This is a genomic window from Burkholderiales bacterium (genome assembly GCA_036262035.1).
GTDB lineage: Bacteria > Pseudomonadota > Gammaproteobacteria > Burkholderiales > SG8-41 > JAQGMV01.
Map to the genome: position 1 here is coordinate 312,255 of DATAJS010000005.1, position 16,775 is coordinate 329,029.

Consider the following 16,775-nt stretch of genomic DNA (forward strand, 5'->3'; position numbering starts at 1 on the left):
ACCCGCGACAGCGGATGTGATCGGGAATCCATTTTGACTTTCTAAGCGACGACCATCGCTAACGCCACGCCGCCCGCTCGGTCACGGCCTTCTCGCCCGACCCAGGCGCCGCTACTGCGCTGCGCTGCGTAGCGGTTGGCGCGCACGCTTGCGCGTGCGCGACCCTGCGGTGCTCGCCGAGGGCGGCTCCTGCGAAACTTGTATGGAAAACGCGCGGTGCGTTTCGGCTTGCGCCTTAACGCACCCTACGGTGACGTGGATACGTCGTCGAGCATCGCACGTAGAACGCTCACGCCGAATCGCGCTCGGACAGCGCGTGCCGCGCGGCTTTCTCCTCGGCCGTGACGGCCATGAGCACGCGGTTGCGGCCGGAGTTCTTCGCGCGATACAGCGCGTCGTCGGCCGCGTGCAGCAGCGCGCCGGGGCTGGTGCCGTGCCGCGGAAAGATCGAGATGCCGATCGACATCGTGACCGGGCCGATGCGGCGACCGTGATGCACGATCTCGAGGCTGGACACTTGCCGCCGCAGCGTGTCCGCGCGCTCGACGATCGCCTCCGAGTGCGCCTTCGGCTGCAACAGCACGAACTCTTCCCCGCCCAGCCGGCACAGGATGTCGCCCGCGCGCACGAAGCCGAGCATGAAGCGCGCGACGCAGCGCAGGACTTCGTCGCCGGCGGCGTGACCGAAGGTGTCGTTGATGCGCTTGAAGTGATCGATGTCGATCACGAGCAGCCCGAGCTGCTCGCCCGCGCGGCGCGCCCTGTGCAGCTCGCGCTCGAACGCGTCCATGAGGTAGCGCCGGTTGTAGAGCCCGGTGAGCACGTCGCGCATCGCCTGGTCGCGCAGGCTGCTGTTCGCGGCTTCGACCTGCTTCAACAGGACTGCGCCGTACGCCGGCACCGCGGCCAGCGTCACGAGCAGCCCGCCGGCGAGCAGCGGGTGCTCGCGCCAGAACGGATTGAAAGCGATGACGATCGCGAAGCCGGCGAGGCTCAGGGCCTGCGAGGCATACAGCGAGCGCACGCCGTAGCGGAAGCCGTTGCCGAAAGTGACCCAGAGATAGACACCGAAGAACGCCGCGCCGCGCTCTCCCAGGTCCCACATGAAAAACGTCGTCGTGCCCATGTCGACGACGGCGCCGATCGCTCGACGCAAGCCCGACGGCTGGGGATGCACGAGGATGGCGGCGAGCAGCGCGCACGCCATCGCCTCGAAGACCACGAAGTAGATCCAGACGCGCGATCCGGGACCGAATACGGCCAACAGGTAGATCGCGAAGACGATGCCGAACGCGATCCTGATCAGCGCCTGCAGATGCTCGGTATCGTCGCGTACCGCGAGGCGTTCGCGCAGCGCGGCGGCCCGATCCTTGAAGCCTGGCGATACACCTGCGGTCATGGCGGCCGTTGGGCGTCCGGGGGACTAAAAGTTATCACGGCGCACGCCCGCCGGTACCCCCGGCGGGTGCTGCGGGGGACTCGACCGCTGCTACTATTGACGAGCCCATAAAACCGTCCAGGGGGAATGACCGTGGCCGCAGCAAACGACAAGCCGGCGATTCTCGCGAGCCTTCCCGTCCGGCCCGACGAGGACCCGTTCGTGGTGGCGATCGGCGGGTTCTATCGACGCTGGTTCAACCTGCTCGACGATCTCACGCCGCTCATCGAGACCGTGAAGAAGCTCGAAGGCACCGAGGACGAGGTGTGGGTCCCGGCGTGGAGCGCGGTGGCGCAGCGCTTCGAGCAGCAGGGCGAGGAGGCGCTCGCGCGCAACGATCCCGCCGCCGCGCGCCGCGCGTTCCTCGAAGCGAAGTCCTACTACAGCCTGGCGCGCTTCCCGGCGCCGTACCGGTCGGGCTCGCCGATCTGTCCGCCGGACATGGGACCGCTGAAGGCGCAGGCGTACGGGAGCTACCTGCGCTGCTTCGACCGCGCGGCGAAGCTCTCGGAATATCCGCCGGAGACGCTGCGGATCGTGCGCGGCGAGCACGAGGCGACCGGCCACCTGCGCCTGCCGAAGGGGGCATCGGCCGCCCTACGCGTGCCGGCGGTGCTCGTCATGTGCGGCGGCGACATGTACAAGGAAGACCGCGAGAAATACGCCGACGGCGCGCTGAAGGAAGGTCTCGCCGCGCTCGTCGTCGACGCGCCGGGCACCGGCCAGACCACCTTCCCGCACATGCCCGAATCGATCGTGGCATGGCAGTCCGCGCTCGACGAGCTCGCCAGGCGTCCCGAGATCGACGGGAATCGACTCGGCGCGTTCGGCGTGAGCCGAGGCGGACTATGGGTGATGCGGCTGGCGGCGACGGACCCGCGCGTGAAAGCGCTGATCTCGGTCGCCCCGGGCGGCGTGGGTTACTGGGGCACGGCCGAGGAGCGCGCCGAGCTGCGCAAGCACGTCGACGAGCGCGCCAGGAACTGGTTCGGCCCGCGCGCCACGCGGCCGGCGCGCAGGCCGCTCACCGAGGAAGACCAGCGCACGGAGTTCCTGCGCTGGTCGCTCAAGGACAACGGGCTCCTGCAAAACCTCACGATGCCGATGCTGCTCATCAACGGCAAGCAGGACCATCTCACGCCGATCGGCAACCTCTATCTCGCTTTGGAGAGCGGTCCGCCGACGCGGCGCGTAGCGCGCGTGTACCCCGACGACGGGCACATCGCCGCGAAGAACGAGCGCGAGTGGGGACCGGCGGCGTGGAAGTGGCTGCGTGAGCAGCTCACCGCGTGAGGCGGTAGAAAAACAAAACCCCTGCGAGCAGGGGTTTTGTTTTGGCGGGTGACGCCGGGATTACGCGGTCTTGCGGCACTCCGCGGGGACGTACTTGTGGATCGCCGAAGCGGCCGTGCAGGCCCACACCAGCGCGCCGCCGGTCGAGATCGAAGGCGTCAGCACGATCGTGACGTCGGTGCCGACCGTGGCCGCGCTTCCGCTCACGCTGATGACGCCGTCGTCGGTCACTCCGCCGCCGGTGATCTTGCCCACGGTCGCGACGGTGAGGCCGACACCCGAGTTGGTGAGCGTGCTGTTGGTCTGCGCGGTCTCGGTGACGGTCGTCTTGAACCCGCTCGTGGCGAGCACGAGCTCCGAAACCTTGGCGCGGATGGTGTAGTCCTGGTAGGCGGGCAGCGCGACTGCCGCGAGGATGCCGATGATCGCCACGACGATCATCAATTCGATGAGGGTGAAACCTTTCTGGATCGAGTTCATGTCTGGGACTCCCTGCCGGATGCGTCAAATGCGCGCACGTAGGCGCGGACAAGTCGCAATAACGGCAGGATCCCGAAACGCAGGAGACCCCGAACTGCCAACTACGTCACAGGCGGCGTGAGATCGCGTTAAAGATCGCGGCCGCGGGGCCGAGAGGGCGGGGAAACCGAAATGCCGGTTCAGGCGTGGACCTGATGTCTGGCGCTGTCGGAAAGGAAAGGAGGTTCAAGGAGGGAAACCTTGGTTTGCCTCCTTGGCGTTCACCGCCCCGGGAGGGAAGTGAGCGCAGCGAGCTTCCCTCCTTGGCGTTCCCCGGCGTGCTCGCGGAGCGAAGTTTCCGGCGACGAAGTCGGCCGGAAACGCACGCTACGCGTGTGGGACGTGAGGATTTATCGATTCCTGAACGCCGATCTGGGTCAGCGCATAACCCGGCCGGATCGCGAAGATGAGGCCGATCGCGGCCGAGATCAGGTACAGCCACTCGTTGTAGCCGCCCGAGAGCGGCATCGTTCCGCCCGCGGTGCGGATCGCGTTGATCGGGATGATCGCCGCCACGCCCATGATCGCGAGCACGACCGCGCCGGCGCGCGCATAGATGAGCGCCGAGTAGCGGTTGTTCGCGGACATCACGCCCCACAGGCCGATGACGAGGTGGACCATCGACAGGATGATGTTGACGGCGAAGATGCCGAACAGGCTCGCGTGGAACACCGACACGCGCAGACCCGGCCCCGGCGGCGGGCTTTCCCAAAGGGCCGGCACGAAACCGAGCAGGCCGAGCGCCAGAAACAATCCCCCGAATACCGAAGCGTACGTGCGAGCCGTCATGGCAACCTCCAAGTCGAATGTGCCCCGTGAGGCAGTCTTTATGCCTATCCTACGCGTTTCAGGAACGGCGCGACCGGGACGGCACGACGCGAGGAGCAGAGCGGACGAGCGCACGGCGGACCCGCGAAAAAGTCCGCCGAACTATAAGCGAAAAATCAGTGCAGCGTGCGGCCCGAGGCGCGTGCGGCGAGCAGCTCGGAGAGGATCGTGAAATCGACCGGCTTCACGAGGTGATGGTCGAAACCGGCGGCGCGGGAGCGTTGGCGGTCCTCTTCCTGCCCCCAGCCGGTGACCGCGATCAGCAGCACGTCGAGGTTGCGCTCGCGCAGCTCGGAGGCGACCTTGTAGCCGTTCATGCCGGGCATGCCGATGTCGAGGATGACCACGTGAGGCTCGAAGCGCATCACTTCGTCGAGCGCCTGCATGCCGTCGTGCGCGGTGCGCACGTCGTGGCCCTGCAATCCCAGAAGCGCCGCGAGCGTGAGCGCGGCATCGATGTTGTCGTCGGCGACGACGATACGCAGCGGCTCGGCCGCGACATCGTCCGACCCGCGCGTGCCCGGATCCCGTTCCACTGTGTACGACACGGTCACTGCCGGCTCCGTGTCAGTTTCCCAATCGGGGGAATCACCTCGCGCATGGTCGTCAGCGGTCTCTGAGAAATCGAAATTGTGCATTCCGCTGCAAACCGGGTACCTGCCGGGCGCGGACCGCGCACACCGGGAAAAACCAGTGCCGGCGCGGATTTAGCCCGTGCTCACGATTCCTCTTCCGCAAATGGCAGTCCCGGACGTGCAGAAAATGCGCGGAGACCGGTCCAGCCTGCAGCCGCGGCGGCGCTTCAGTCGATCTTCGCGCCCGAGCGGCGCACGACGTCACCCCACTTCGCGTATTCGCTGCGGATGAGCTCGCCGAACTGCTGCGGTGCTACGGGCGCGGGCTCCGCACCGATCGCGGCGAAGCGCTCCCTGATCGCCTGGGTCGCCAGCACCTTGTTGAGCTCGGCGTTGAGCTTCGTCACCATCGCGCGCGGCGTGCCCGCGGGCGCCACGAGCCCGTTCCACGTCGACGCTTCGTAGCCCGGCACGCCCGCTTCCGCCATCGTGGGCACGTCGGGCAACGCGTCGGAGCGCCGCGAGCTGCTCACCGCGAGCGCACGCACGCGGCCCGATCTGGCATGCGGCGTGATCGAGTTCATGCCTTCGAGCATGAGCTGCACCGTGCCCGTCGCGAGGTCGCCGATCGCCGCCGCGCCGCCTTTGTACGGCACGTGAACGATCTTCGTCCCGGTCATGACCTTGAAGAGCTCGAAGCCGACGTGTCCGGGCGTGCCGTTGCCGGAAGACGCGTTCGAGAGCTTGCCGGGGTTCTGCTTCGCGTACTCGATGACTTCGCGCACCGTCCTGAACGGCGCGTTGGGCGATGCGGCAAACAGCATGTTGCCGTTGGCGATCTGGCCGATGGGCGCGAAATCCTTCATGACGTCGAAAGGCGGTTTCTTCACCACGTGCGGGCTGATCGCGAGCGCGCCGATCGGCGCGTAACCGATGGTGTAGCCGTCGGGCTGAGCGCGCGCGGTGAGCTCCATGCCGATCATCAGCGCGCCGCCGGGGCGGTTGTCGACGATGACCTGCTGGCCGACGTGCCTGGTCAGTTCGGTGGCGACGATGCGCGCCATCGTGTCCGACGAGCTGCCCGGCGCCTGCGGCACGATGAGCCGCAGCGGGCGTTCGGGATAGCGCTGTTGCGCGTGGACGTTGAAGGATGCTGCGAGCGCTGTCAGTGCCGTGAGGGCGATTAACGTGCTGCGCATAGCTGTGGCAGGACCTCGCTGATGGGATCGGTGAGCTTCACGTCGGCGAGATCGTCCATGCCCGTCTCCTGGGCGTTGACGATGATCACCTTCGCGCCTGCCGCCTTCGCGCTCGGCACCGCGCCGGCGATCGGATAGACCTGCAGGCTCGTGCCGACGCAGAGCAGACAGTCGGTCTTTTCGGCCGCGCGCATCGCGCGCTCGATCACCGCGGGTATGAGCGCCTGGCCGAACGAGATGGTATCGCTCTTGAGCAAACCGCCGCACGTCCTGCATCCGGGGTCTTCCTCGCCTCCGCGCACGCGGTCGAGCGTCTCCTGCATCGGGCCGCGCCAGCCGCACCCGAGGCACATCACGGTGTGCAGCGTGCCGTGGACCTCGACGACCTTGTCGGGCGAATTCCCCGCGCGCTGGTGCAGGCCGTCGATATTCTGCGTGACGAGCGTGTGGAGCTTGCCGCGCTTCTCGAGATCGACGAGCGCGCGATGCCCCGAGTTCGGCTCCGCGGTCCACGCCGGATGTGCGAGCCGGCTCTGCCACGACAGCCGGCGCACTTCCGGATCGGACACGTAGTAACGAATGTCCGACATCTTCTCGGCCTTGGGATTGAGCGTCCACACGCCCTGCGGCCCGCGGAAGTCCGGTATGCCCGAATCGGTCGAGATGCCCGCGCCGGTGAGCACAACGATCCGTTGCGCGTTGTCGATAATCCCGCGTGCACTCTTAACAGACATTTTTTAACCGCCAAGGACGCCAAGGACGCAAAGGAAGATCAAATTCGTTTTCGCCTTGGTTTTCCTTGGCGTCCTTTGCGTCCTTTGCGGTCAATTGCTTTTCAAACGCCGTAACGCTTCAGCGCATCGTTATCGAACTCGAGTCCGAGGCCGGGTTTGTCCGGGACGGTGATCTCGCCTTTGACCGGCTGCGGCACTTCCTTCCACAGCTTGGCGGACCACGGCATGTATTCGACCGTGAGGCCGTTCGGCACCGCCGCGACGAGGTGCACCGACAGCTCCGGCGCGAGGTGGTTGACGATCGGCAGGTTGAACGCTTCCGCCATGCCTGCGATCTTCACCCACTGGCTGATGCCGCCGGCGCGCAGCACATCGACCATCACGATGTCGACCGAGCGCGCTTCGAGCATGTGGCGGAAAGGCACGAGGCCGTACACGTATTCGCCCGCGGCGATCGGCGTCGACAGCGCTTCGGCGACGGCGGCCAGGCCCGGATAGTCGTCGGGCGCGACGACGTCCTCGAGCCAGAACAGCCGGTACTCGTCGACGCGTCTGCCGATCGAGATCGCCTGCCGCACGTCCCAGCGCTGGTTGATGTCGCACATGAGATCGATCTCGTAGCCGATCGCGTTGCGCACGGTGCGGATGCGCTCGATCTCCTTCTCGGGATTGGTGTCGCCCGGCAGCGCGAGCTGGGTCTTCATCTGGCGGAAGCCTTTCTCCACCAGCTTCGCTGCGGCTTTCTCGACGTGCGCGAGCGGGAAGCCGCGCATCAGCGCGCCGCTGGCGTACGTCGGGACCTTGTCGCGGTAGCCGCCGAGCAGCGTCGACACCGGCTGTTCGAGAATCTTGCCGCGGATGTCCCACAGCGCGATGTCGATCGCCGAGAGCGCGAGCGTGAAGATGCCGCCGGGACCGCTCGGACCCGCCGCGGCGCGCAGCTTCTGCACGATGAACTCGATGTGCAGCGGGTTCTCGCCGACCGTGAGCGCGCCCAGCCCGTCGATCGCGGCCTTGAGCGCCGGGCTCATCGCGCCGCCGCCGAAGAAAGTGAAGCCCAGGCCTTCGACACCCTGATCGGTCTGGAGGCGCAGCGTCACGAAGTTCATCGTCGCGCCCGCGGCGGTGGGTCCGTCGGCGAGCGGCTCGTCGAGCGGGAGCTTCACGATGCGCGTTTCGAGGCCGGTGATTTTCATAGCGGTTCTTTCGTTGTTATGTGTCGCGGGGAGAGGCAATCATACAACGGGGTCAGACCCCGGCTTTTTCGGGCTCTGGCCCCGGTTTCAACAGCCTCATCACCTCTTCCGACGCCTTGTTCGCTTCCTCCCGCGTGAGCCGTTCCGCCGCTTCGCCGTCACGCGCGCGTATCGCATCGAGGACCGCCCTGAGGTTCGCCACGCTTTCGTTCGAGCGGGCGGGCGAGCGCTGCGGATGCGTGAGCCCTACCGCACGCCAGCGCGCGATGCGCGCGTGGACGCTCGCGACCATCGACGACAGCGTCTCGCTCGCGGCGCCTTCGAAGAGCACGTCGTAGAAGCGCGTCTTCGCGTCGATCACCGCCGCGGCGTCGCCGCCGTCGTAAGCCTCGACGACGCGCGCGAGCGCCGCTTCGAGCCGTTCGCGCTGTCCGCCGCTCGCCTTCTCCGAGAAGAGCCGCGCCGCGAAACCTTCGAGGACCGCCCGCACCGCGTACAGGTCGCGCGCTTCTTCGAGCGACAGCGTGCGCACGACTGGTCCCTTGTTCGGGATGTTCTCGATCAACCCTTCGGTCTCGAGCTGCCGCAACGCCTCGCGGACGACGGTGCGCGACACGCCCATCATCTCGGTCAGCTCGCGCTCGGTGAGGCGTACGCCCGGCGTAAGGTCGCCGGAGATGATCGCCTGCCGCAACCCGTCCAGCACCTGCTGGCGCAGCGGCGCTGCGTGCTTCTGTATGCCGAGATTGGGCAATTCCATGCTTGACCTCTGTCGTAATATCGTAATACCGTATTACGAGAACGTCGCGGACGCAATCGCAGCCGCGCTGGAGACCCGCATGACCACCCCCGTGAAGCTCGGCATCGTCGGCCTCGGCCGCTGGGCGAAGGTACTGACCCGCGCCGCGTCGAAGTCGGACAAGCTCGAGATCGTCGCCGGCTACAGCCGCACCGAGGAAAAGCGCTCGATGTTCGAGCAGGAGACCGGCGTGCGCGCCGCACCCGATCTGCCGACTCTCCTCGCCGATCCCGAAATCAAGGGGGTCGTCCTCACGGTGCCGAACGAGCAGCACCTGCCGGTCGCCGAGCAGGTCGCGAAGGCGGGCAAGCACATCTACACCGAGAAGCCGATCGCCAACACGCTCGAAGACGGCCTGCGCATCGAAGCGCTGCAGCAGCAGCACGGGGTGCAGGTGGTGGTCGGCCACAGCGCGCGTCTCCTCGTCGGCACGCGCATGATCAAGCGCGCGATCGACCAGGGCGACCTCGGCCGCGTGTCGTTCATCGAAGCGAACTTCTCCAACGAGCGCGCGCTCGAGCTCACGCCAAAGACCTGGCGCTGGTACAAGGACAAAGCCCCCGGCGGACCGCTGTCGCAGCTCGCGATCCACCAGTTCGACGCCCTGCACTACCTCGGCGGCGAGATCGTCGAAGTGTCCTCGATGGCGTCCAAGCTCTCGCCGGTCGGCGCCGAGGTCGACGACCAGTCGATGACGCTGATGCGCTACGCCGACGGCAAAGTGGCGTACGTCGGCTCGTGCTGGACCTCGCCCGGCATCTACTCGATCCGCGTCTTCGGCTCGAAAGGCCTGATGCACTACGAGCTCGATTTCTCGACGTGGGACACGCCCTCCGAGATCCACAAGACGTCGACGCTCTACATCCAGCGCGGAAAGGACGGTTACGGCAAGCGCGAAGCCATCGAGATCCCCGAAGGCGACATGTTCCGCGACGAGCTCGAGCTGTTCGCCGACACGTGCGTCACCGGGCGTCCGTGCGAGCTCACCGCGAGGAACGGCAACGTCGCGGTCGCAGTGGTGTATGCCGCGCTGAAGTCGATCGAGCGCAAAGGCCAGTACGTGCCGCTGGCGGAAGTGATGGCCGAAGCGCAGGCGAAACTGACGTCACCGGCGTGACGTCATTGCCGCGAAGGTGACGGCGACGGCGCGAGCCGATGACGTCATTCCCGCGAAGGTGACGTCGGCAGCGCAGGCCGACGACGTCATTCCCGCGCAGGCGGGAACCCATTTTGACTTTTTTGATTTTTAACGGCATTTAACATGGATCCCCGCCTACGCGGGGACGACGATTGATGTCTTTACCATCGCGCTACTTCATCGATCTCACCCAGCCCGAGATCGCCGCGCAACTCAAGCAGAATCCCCTCGTGATCCTGCCCGCCGGCAGCGTCGAGCAGCACGGCCCTCACCTGCCGACCGGCACCGACATCTATGCCTCCAACGTGATCGGGCACGCCGTCGCCGAGCGCATGGACGGTCTGGTGCTGCCCGGCGGGCCGCTCGGTGTCACGCCGATGCACATGCCGTTCGAAGGCACGATCACGCTGTCGCCCGACACCTATCAGCGCGTGGTGGTCGAGACCTGCGTCTCGCTTGCTACGCACGGCGCGAAGTACTGCCTCATCCTCAACTGGCACGAAGGCAACATCCCGTCGCTCGCGATCGCCGCCGAGGCGCTGCATCGCGAGCACGGCATGACGGTGCTCACGGTGCAGGCGTGCTACGTCGCCGCCGAGCTCTACGGCCACGACTGCGGCGGCCTCACGCACGGCGGCGAGATCGAGGCGCTGGCGGTGCTCGCGTATCGGCCCGACCTCGTCCATCTCGATCGCATCGATTATTCGTCCGACCACTCGCACGGGCGCAAATGGGACAAGCTGCGCCGCACGCGCAGCTACCAGCCGGTGCTGCGCGATATCAAGACGATCGCGGCGACGGGCTGGTACGGCGCGCCCGAGCACGCGACCGTCGCCAAAGGCGTGCAGATGCTCAAGGACATCGCCGATTCGATCGCGAAAGAAGCGACCGAGATCTTCGCGATGCTCGACGAGGCGCAGGGCGGCACCGCCGAGATCAAACACCTCAAAGTCGCGGGTTAAGGAGCAACAGGAGGAGGAGGCTCCTTGGCGGGCCGCTTCGCGGCCCGTCAAGGAGGGGTGAACGCCAAGGAGGGTACCAAGGTTCCCTCCTTGGACCTCCCTCCTTTGTCTGTCCCTAGGCAGGTGGTTTTCTGGAGCAACAATGAACAAACAAGGACAACTCGGCGTCGCCGTCATCGGCGCGGGCCGCATCGGAAGCTTACGCGCGAGGCTCGCGGCGAAGCACCCGTGCGTCGGCTTCCTCGCGATCTCCGACCTCGACGAAGCGAAGGCGCGCGCGCTGGGCGAGACCGCCGGCGCCGACGTCACGTCGACGAACAACTTCGAGATGATCGAGCGGCCGGAGGTGAACGCGGTCTTCGTGTCCACGCCCGAAGGCGAGCACGCCGACCCGATCATCCGCGCGCTGGAGCTCGGCAAGCCGGTGCTCTGCGAGAAGCCGATCGCGCTCGAGCGCAAGGACGCCGAGCGCGTCATGGAGACGCTCGCCGCTACCCGCGGCAAGCTGCGCATCGGCTACAGCCGGCGCTTCAAGGAGTGCTTCCTGCGCGCGAAGGAGCAGATGACACAGGACCGGCTGGGCAGGATCGTCGGCGGGCTCGCGCGCGTCTACAACTCGCGCACCCAGACGTTCTCGATCCTCAAGCGCGATCCGCACGCGACGCCGGTGCTGGACGTGCTCACCTACTACGTCGACCTCATGTGCTGGTTCCTCGAAGGCCGCAAGCCCGTCGAAGTCGTCGCGCGCGGCCAGTTCGGCATCTTCAGGGAGGCGGGCTACGGCGCGCACGACGTGACGTGGGCGATCGTGACGTTCGACGACGGTGCGGTGGTCAACTTCGGCATCAACTATGCGCTGCCCGCCAACTATCCGACGCTCGGTCAGTCCGATCGTGTCGAGCTGCTCGGCACCGAAGGCACGATGATGATCGACGACGACCACATGGAGCACATGCTCCATTCCGAGCGCGGCATACCGCACCCGTACGTGCCGGGGCACACGCTCAAGACCGCGTTCCTCGGCGCCAACGCGGCGGGCGATTGGGCACTCGGAGATTTCTGGGGACCGCTCGGCAACGAGACCCGCGCGTGGCTCGACCACCTCGTCACCGGCGCGCCGACCGCGCACACCACGCCCGAGCAGGCGCTGATCAACCTCGAGACGACGATCGCGATCGAGCGCTCGGCGCGGACGGGGCAGCCGGTCCGCTTGCCGCTGGAGGTCTAGCGGACAAAGTGACGGGTGGAGCGGTGACGGATCTATCAGTGACGGATGAGACGGTGACGGGTGAACCGGTTTTTCGTCACCGCTTTATCCGTCAGCGTTCTATCCGTCACCGCCTTATCCGTCACTTTTTCACGCGACAGCGGCCCGCACCTTCCCCGGCGTAAACGGTAGATCGCGGAGCTGAACGCCTGTGGCGTTCGCCACCGCATTCGCGATCGCCGCCACCGTCGGTCCCTGCGAGCCTTCGCCGGTGCCGAGCGAGCGCTCGTCGGGACGGTTCAGCAGCACGACCTCGACCGCGGGCACTTCCTGGAACGTGAGGATCGGATACTCGGCCCAGGTGCGGGAGGTGATCTGCCTCGCATCGAACTTCACTGCTTCCTTCAGCGTCCAGCTCGCCGACTGGATGACGCCGCCTTCGATCTGGTTGGTGACGCCGTCGGGATTGACGATGCGTCCCGCGTCGACCGCCGCGACCGCTTTCTCGACGCGCACCTTGCCCGTGCGCCGGTCGACGACGACGTCGGCGACCACCGCGACGTAGCACGCGAGGTTCTTGTACCTCGCGAACGCGATGCCGCGCCCGCGCGAGCCGTCGGACTTCTGACCGGGCTTCCACCCCGCCTTCGCAGCCGCCGCTTCGATCACCGCACGCGCGCGCTCGTCGCGCAGGTGTTTCAGCCGGAACGCCACCGGATCGGCGCCGGCCGCGTGCGCCATCTCGTCCATGAACGATTCGAGCGCGAAGACGTTCGCATAAGCGCCCAGGGTGCGCAGCGCCGAGGTTCGGATCGGCATCTCGGGCAGGTAATGCAGCACGATGCGCTGATTGGGAAAGTCGTACAGCGGCACCGCGTTGCGGTCGGCCGCGCCCGCCGGCTGCGGCGAGTTGACCGCTTTCAGCGCCCGCACCGGATCGGCGATGTGCCAGCCCGCGAGCAGGTTGTTGCCGTTGCGCGGTCCGGGACGCGTGCTGTGAGGGTGGCTCCAGACGTCGTGCTGCCAGGAGACGATGTTGCCGGACTCGTCGAGGCGCGCTTTCATCTTCATCACCATGGGCGAGCCGAACGGCTCCCAGCCGAACTCGTCTTCGCGCGACCACAGGAGCTTCACCGGTTTGGCCGAAGTCGCGCGCGAGAGCAGCGCAGCGTCGCACGCCACGTCGTCCGCGCCGTTGTGACCGTAGCAGCCCGCGCCTTCGACGTGGATCGCGTCGATGGCGCTCTCGGGCATGCGCATCACGCGCGCGAGGTCGCCGCGCATCGGGAATACGCCCTGGCTGTGCGTCCACACGGTCAGCTTGCCGTCCTTCATCTGCGCGACCGCGCACGAAGGCGCCATCGATGCGTGCGCCTGATACGGCCGCGTGTACGTCGCCTCGTGCGTCGACACGCGTATCCCGCCGGCGCCGCCGTTCTTCTCGAAGACGACCGCGTCTTCGGACGGCAGCCTCTGCAGATGCTCGTAGAGCTCGGGAACCGCGGGCGGCAGCGCGGGACCGTCGCGCCACTTCGCCGACTCGCGCAGGCTGCGCGCGGCGAGGATCGCCTGCTCTTCGCGCTGCGCCGCCACGGCGAGGAAGCTGCCGTCACACACCACCGCGACCACGCCCGGCATCGCGCGCACGCCTTTCTCGTCGCACGAGATCAACTGCGCACCGGGCGCGGGCGGGCGCACCACGCGGCCGAACACCATGTCGGGCAAACGCACGTCCTGCACGTACGCAGGCTGGCCGATGAACTTGGGAGGAATGTCGCGGCGGGGCACGCTCTGCCCGACCATCTTCAACGCAGACGCGGGCTTGGGCTGCACCTTCGCGGTCGCTTCGCGCCTGAAGTCCGCGTCGCGCGCGATCTCCCAGTAGGTGAGACGCTTGTCACCCGCGGTCACGACGCCGTCGGCGACGCTGACCGCATTCGGCGCGACACCGAGCTTCTTCGCCGCGGCGCCGACGAGCAGGGCGCGCGCTTCGGCGCACGCGTAACGCAGCGCGGTGCCGCTGTTCTCGACCGATTGGCTGCCGGCCGTCATGCCTTCGTTCGGCGAGCGCGAGGTCGCGGCGGAGATCATCTCGACGCGCTCGTACGCGACGTCGAGCTCGTCGGACGCGATCTGCGCCAGCGCGGTGAGTATGCCCTGCCCGAGCTCGATCTTGCCGCTGTAGACGCTGACCGTGCCGTTGTCGTTGATGCGCAGCCAGCCGTCGAGCATGCGGTTGTTCTCGAGGCTGCCCGGCAGCCGCGCCGGCTGCTGTGCGAGCGTCGCCGGAATCGACCACGAGAACGCGAGCGTCAGCGCGCCGGCGGATTTGAGGAAGCCGCGGCGCTTCATGTCGAAGGGCGCGTTCATGCGACCTCCTTCGACGCGCGCAGCACCGCGCGCACGATGCGATTGTGGGTGCCGCAGCGGCAGAGGTTGGCGCCGAGCGCTTTCCTCACCTGCGCTTCGGTGGGCCTGGGCGTGCGGTCGAGCAGCGCTTTCGCGGTCATGATCATGCCGTTGCCGCAGTAACCGCATTGCGCGGCCTGCTCGGCGATGAACGCCCGCTGGAGCGGATGGAGCTTGCCGTCCGGCGAGAGTCCTTCGAGCGTGGTCACCTTCCTGCCGATCGCGGCGTTCGTGGGAAAGACGCACGAGCGCGTCGGCTTGCCGTCGATGTGCACGGTGCATGCGCCGCACTGGGAAAGGCCGCAGCCGAAACGCGGCGCGTTGAGCTCGAGGTCGTTGCGGAGCACGTAGAGCAGCGGCGTCCCCGGCTCGACCCTGACGGTGCGCGTCATACCGTTGACGTTGAGCGTCATGTCCTGCGGCATATCCCCCTCCTCTTCGATGCGCGAAGTGAAGTTTTTTATTTCGCGCTGATCACTTCGCGTTTCGCGTCAAGAACTCAGCCCGGCGGCCACTTGAACCCCCGACCTCCGAGTATGTGCATGTGCAGGTGGAACACGCTCTGGCCCGCGTCGGCGCCGTTGTTGACGACGAGCCTGAATGCGTCGCCGACGCCCAGCTCGCGCGCGATCTTGCCGGCCGCGATCATCATGTGCCCGAGCAGCGCGCCGTCCTGCTCGGTCGCGTCGATCAGCCGCGGGATCTCCTTCCTGGGGATGATCAGCACGTGCGTCGGCGCCTGCGGGTTGATGTCCCTGAACGCGAGGCACTGCTCGTCTTCGTACACGATCTGCGCCGGTATTTCCCGCGAGATCACCTTACCGAATATCGTCGTCATTGCACTTTCTCCCTGCCGGCATTCTGCACCGTCCACGCCACGAGCGCTTCCACGAACGCGTCGGTCGCCTCGGTCAGCCCCTTCACCGCGCCGGAGGCGTTAGGGGCGGCGCGACGCTGCACGTCGAAGACCTGCTGTGCGATGAGCTTGCGCTCCCGGGTCGCGAGCAGGCTGGCGCGGGCACGCAGCGTCACCCGGCTCTCGCCCGGCTGCGCGAAGCTCTGGCTGAAATCCTCGAGCTCGACCCGGAGCGTGTAATCCGCGCGTGCGCCGTAGCCCGGCGCCACCACGCCGCCGCTGACGGCGGCGAAGCGCGCGCGCAAGCGGCCGGTCAGCAAGGCGGCCGGCTCGGCGGTCCAGCGGCTCATCGAATAGCTTTGCGGGCGCGCACCGTCCTCGTACAGCAGGCGGTAGATGATCTGGTCCTCGTCGAGCCACGGCGGCGCACCGACCTGCGGGATGAGCAGCGCGCCCGGCAGCGCGGGATTCGTGCGCGTGTAGGCGGGCTGCGGCCCGAGATCGTAGCTCACCGGCTGCGCCGCGTCGGGGCGATTGATGCTGCAGCCGGCGGTCGCCGCGATCAGACAGAGCACGAAGAAGCGCAGCAACGCTTACCTTTCTTTGACCGACGCTTCGTCCGCCGCGACCTGCCGGACGCGCGGGACTTCGGGCGCAGGCTGCCGCGCCCGCGTTTCGAAACCGCGCTCACCCGGCCCGGGCTGTCCCGCCTTGCGCCCGAACACCAGGCTTTGCGGCTCCTCCTTGAGATCGGCGACGAAGCGGTCGAGGCTGCGCGTGGTGCGCGCGAGCTCTTCGACCAGCAGGTTGATGCGCGGCAGCGATTCGGAGGCGACGGTATCGGCGAGCGAGCCGATCGAATGCGTCGCTTTCTCCGCGCTGCCGGCGACGCGATCGACCGCTTCCATGCGGCTCGCGAGCGCGCGCGAAGTCGCCGTGATCTCGCCCAGCGCGGTCTCGGCCTGGGTCAAGGTCCTGCGCGCATCGGCCATGAGCGGCGCGAGGCTCTTCACACCGGGCTCGGCGGCGTTCGCGACCGCCGCGATGCGGTCGCTCGCGTTGCCGATGCGCTCGCTCGCCTTCTGCAGCCCGACCAGCGCCTGCCCCAGGCGCTCGCGGTTCTCGTCGCTCAGCACCGCGGACACGCGCTGTGCGACCTCGCGCACGTCGGCGAGCGCGTCCTGGCTGGACTCGAACAGGGTTTCGAGAAGCGTGGGACGCACCGCGATGCGCGCGGTATCGCGCGCGCCGGACGGCGGCAGCGCCTCGGGGTTCTTGCCGGTGTCGTCGAGCATGATGTACGAAAGCCCGGTCACGCCCTGGGGCCTGATCTCAGCGTACGTGCCGCGCGTGATCGGCGTTCCCGTCTGTACACCGACGCGGATGAGGATGACGCGCGGATTCTCGTGATCGAAACGGATGTCGGTGACCTTGCCGACGTCGACGCCACGAAAGCGCACGCCCGACTGCTCGAACAGACCGGTGACCGGGTATCGCGACTCGAGCACGTAGTACACCTTCTCGTAGGTATCGCCGCTCAGCCACATCGCGGCGAGCACCACCGCCACCCCGAGCAGCAGGGTGAACAGTCCGGCGGCGATCGCGTGCGCGCGGCTTTCCAC

At 67.3% G+C, this 16,775-nt stretch carries 17 protein-coding genes; 4 read left to right on the forward strand and 13 right to left on the reverse strand.

Features of this window, described 5'->3' with window-relative positions:
• Window positions 1-289: 289 nt before the first annotated feature.
• The gene (locus VHP37_04400; protein ID HEX2825563.1) at window positions 290-1,399 is read right to left on the reverse strand and encodes a GGDEF domain-containing protein; all 1,110 of its coding nucleotides are present in this window, start codon (window positions 1,397-1,399) and stop codon (window positions 290-292) included.
• A 132-nt stretch (window positions 1,400-1,531) separates the two neighbouring features.
• On the opposite strand from VHP37_04400, the gene VHP37_04405 reads away from it, so the two are divergent.
• Window positions 1,532-2,731, forward strand: a complete 1,200-nt coding sequence (locus VHP37_04405) for an alpha/beta hydrolase (GenBank protein HEX2825564.1) — start codon at window positions 1,532-1,534, stop codon at window positions 2,729-2,731.
• 60 nt (window positions 2,732-2,791) lie between these two features.
• Here the strand turns inward: VHP37_04405 and VHP37_04410 are convergent, their stop codons facing one another.
• From VHP37_04410 to VHP37_04440, 7 genes are all read right to left on the reverse strand, one after another.
• On the reverse strand, window positions 2,792-3,211 hold the full coding sequence (locus VHP37_04410) for a pilin (GenBank protein ID HEX2825565.1): 420 nt from the start codon (window positions 3,209-3,211) through the stop codon (window positions 2,792-2,794).
• Window positions 3,212-3,577: 366 nt separating this feature from the next.
• Complete coding sequence (locus tag VHP37_04415) at window positions 3,578-4,039, reverse strand: DUF4383 domain-containing protein (GenBank protein ID HEX2825566.1); 462 nt, start codon at window positions 4,037-4,039, stop codon at window positions 3,578-3,580.
• 155 nt (window positions 4,040-4,194) lie between these two features.
• Entirely contained in the window at window positions 4,195-4,632 is a 438-nt protein-coding gene (locus VHP37_04420; GenBank protein HEX2825567.1) for a response regulator, read from the reverse strand.
• 248 nt (window positions 4,633-4,880) lie between these two features.
• Entirely contained in the window at window positions 4,881-5,852 is a 972-nt protein-coding gene (locus VHP37_04425) for a tripartite tricarboxylate transporter substrate binding protein (GenBank protein ID HEX2825568.1), read from the reverse strand.
• Window positions 5,837-6,535: a Sir2 family NAD-dependent protein deacetylase gene (locus VHP37_04430; protein ID HEX2825569.1), complete on the reverse strand. Its 699-nt coding sequence runs from the start codon at window positions 6,533-6,535 to the stop codon at window positions 5,837-5,839. Before VHP37_04430 ends, VHP37_04425 begins: the two co-directional genes overlap by 16 nt.
• A 152-nt stretch (window positions 6,536-6,687) precedes the next feature.
• On the reverse strand, window positions 6,688-7,782 hold the full coding sequence (locus VHP37_04435; GenBank protein HEX2825570.1) for a mandelate racemase/muconate lactonizing enzyme family protein: 1,095 nt from the start codon (window positions 7,780-7,782) through the stop codon (window positions 6,688-6,690).
• Between the two features lie 52 nt (window positions 7,783-7,834).
• Window positions 7,835-8,542, reverse strand: coding sequence for a GntR family transcriptional regulator (locus VHP37_04440; GenBank protein ID HEX2825571.1), 708 nt, complete (start codon window positions 8,540-8,542; stop codon window positions 7,835-7,837).
• A gap of 79 nt (window positions 8,543-8,621) precedes the next feature.
• On the opposite strand from VHP37_04440, the gene VHP37_04445 reads away from it, so the two are divergent.
• The 3 genes from VHP37_04445 to VHP37_04455 all read left to right on the forward strand — a co-directional run bounded on the left by VHP37_04445 (window position 8,622) and on the right by VHP37_04455 (window position 11,909).
• Window positions 8,622-9,698 carry a Gfo/Idh/MocA family oxidoreductase gene (locus VHP37_04445; GenBank protein HEX2825572.1) on the forward strand — a complete coding sequence of 359 codons (1,077 nt, stop codon included), beginning with the start codon at window positions 8,622-8,624 and terminating at the stop codon, window positions 9,696-9,698.
• A gap of 176 nt (window positions 9,699-9,874) precedes the next feature.
• Complete coding sequence (locus tag VHP37_04450; protein HEX2825573.1) at window positions 9,875-10,681, forward strand: creatininase family protein; 807 nt, start codon at window positions 9,875-9,877, stop codon at window positions 10,679-10,681.
• 142 nt (window positions 10,682-10,823) lie between these two features.
• Window positions 10,824-11,909 carry a Gfo/Idh/MocA family oxidoreductase gene (locus VHP37_04455; protein HEX2825574.1) on the forward strand — a complete coding sequence of 362 codons (1,086 nt, stop codon included), beginning with the start codon at window positions 10,824-10,826 and terminating at the stop codon, window positions 11,907-11,909.
• A 129-nt stretch (window positions 11,910-12,038) separates the two neighbouring features.
• Here VHP37_04455 and VHP37_04460 read toward each other — a convergent pair whose 3' ends face one another.
• The 5 genes from VHP37_04460 to VHP37_04480 form a co-directional block, all read right to left on the reverse strand.
• Window positions 12,039-14,258: a molybdopterin cofactor-binding domain-containing protein gene (locus tag VHP37_04460; GenBank protein HEX2825575.1), complete on the reverse strand. Its 2,220-nt coding sequence runs from the start codon at window positions 14,256-14,258 to the stop codon at window positions 12,039-12,041.
• A complete protein-coding gene (locus VHP37_04465) occupies window positions 14,255-14,722 on the reverse strand; it encodes a (2Fe-2S)-binding protein (GenBank protein HEX2825576.1) in 468 nt (155 codons plus the stop codon). Before VHP37_04465 ends, VHP37_04460 begins: the two co-directional genes overlap by 4 nt.
• Before the next feature lie 74 nt (window positions 14,723-14,796).
• A complete protein-coding gene (locus VHP37_04470; protein ID HEX2825577.1) occupies window positions 14,797-15,135 on the reverse strand; it encodes a histidine triad nucleotide-binding protein in 339 nt (112 codons plus the stop codon).
• Window positions 15,132-15,743, reverse strand: a complete 612-nt coding sequence (locus tag VHP37_04475; GenBank protein HEX2825578.1) for an ABC-type transport auxiliary lipoprotein family protein — start codon at window positions 15,741-15,743, stop codon at window positions 15,132-15,134. Before VHP37_04475 ends, VHP37_04470 begins: the two co-directional genes overlap by 4 nt.
• 3 nt (window positions 15,744-15,746) lie before the next feature.
• Window positions 15,747-16,775: an MlaD family protein gene (locus VHP37_04480; protein ID HEX2825579.1), complete on the reverse strand. Its 1,029-nt coding sequence runs from the start codon at window positions 16,773-16,775 to the stop codon at window positions 15,747-15,749.

Bases quoted from the DNA above. Each gene is read 5' to 3' on its own strand.
- VHP37_04445 (HEX2825572.1), top strand. From the start codon at position 8,622: ATGACCACCCCCGTGAAGCTCGGCATCGTCGGCCTCGGCCGCTGGGCG.
- VHP37_04425 (HEX2825568.1), bottom strand. From the start codon at position 5,852: ATGCGCAGCACGTTAATCGCCCTCACGGCACTGACAGCGCTCGCAGCA.
- VHP37_04465 (HEX2825576.1), bottom strand. From the start codon at position 14,722: ATGCCGCAGGACATGACGCTCAACGTCAACGGTATGACGCGCACCGTC.
- VHP37_04460 (HEX2825575.1), bottom strand. From the start codon at position 14,258: ATGAACGCGCCCTTCGACATGAAGCGCCGCGGCTTCCTCAAATCCGCC.
- VHP37_04410 (HEX2825565.1), bottom strand. From the start codon at position 3,211: ATGAACTCGATCCAGAAAGGTTTCACCCTCATCGAATTGATGATCGTC.
- VHP37_04455 (HEX2825574.1), top strand. From the start codon at position 10,824: ATGAACAAACAAGGACAACTCGGCGTCGCCGTCATCGGCGCGGGCCGC.
- VHP37_04415 (HEX2825566.1), bottom strand. From the start codon at position 4,039: ATGACGGCTCGCACGTACGCTTCGGTATTCGGGGGATTGTTTCTGGCG.
- VHP37_04400 (HEX2825563.1), bottom strand. From the start codon at position 1,399: ATGACCGCAGGTGTATCGCCAGGCTTCAAGGATCGGGCCGCCGCGCTG.
- VHP37_04435 (HEX2825570.1), bottom strand. From the start codon at position 7,782: ATGAAAATCACCGGCCTCGAAACGCGCATCGTGAAGCTCCCGCTCGAC.
- VHP37_04440 (HEX2825571.1), bottom strand. From the start codon at position 8,542: ATGGAATTGCCCAATCTCGGCATACAGAAGCACGCAGCGCCGCTGCGC.
- VHP37_04450 (HEX2825573.1), top strand. From the start codon at position 9,875: ATGTCTTTACCATCGCGCTACTTCATCGATCTCACCCAGCCCGAGATC.
- VHP37_04470 (HEX2825577.1), bottom strand. From the start codon at position 15,135: ATGACGACGATATTCGGTAAGGTGATCTCGCGGGAAATACCGGCGCAG.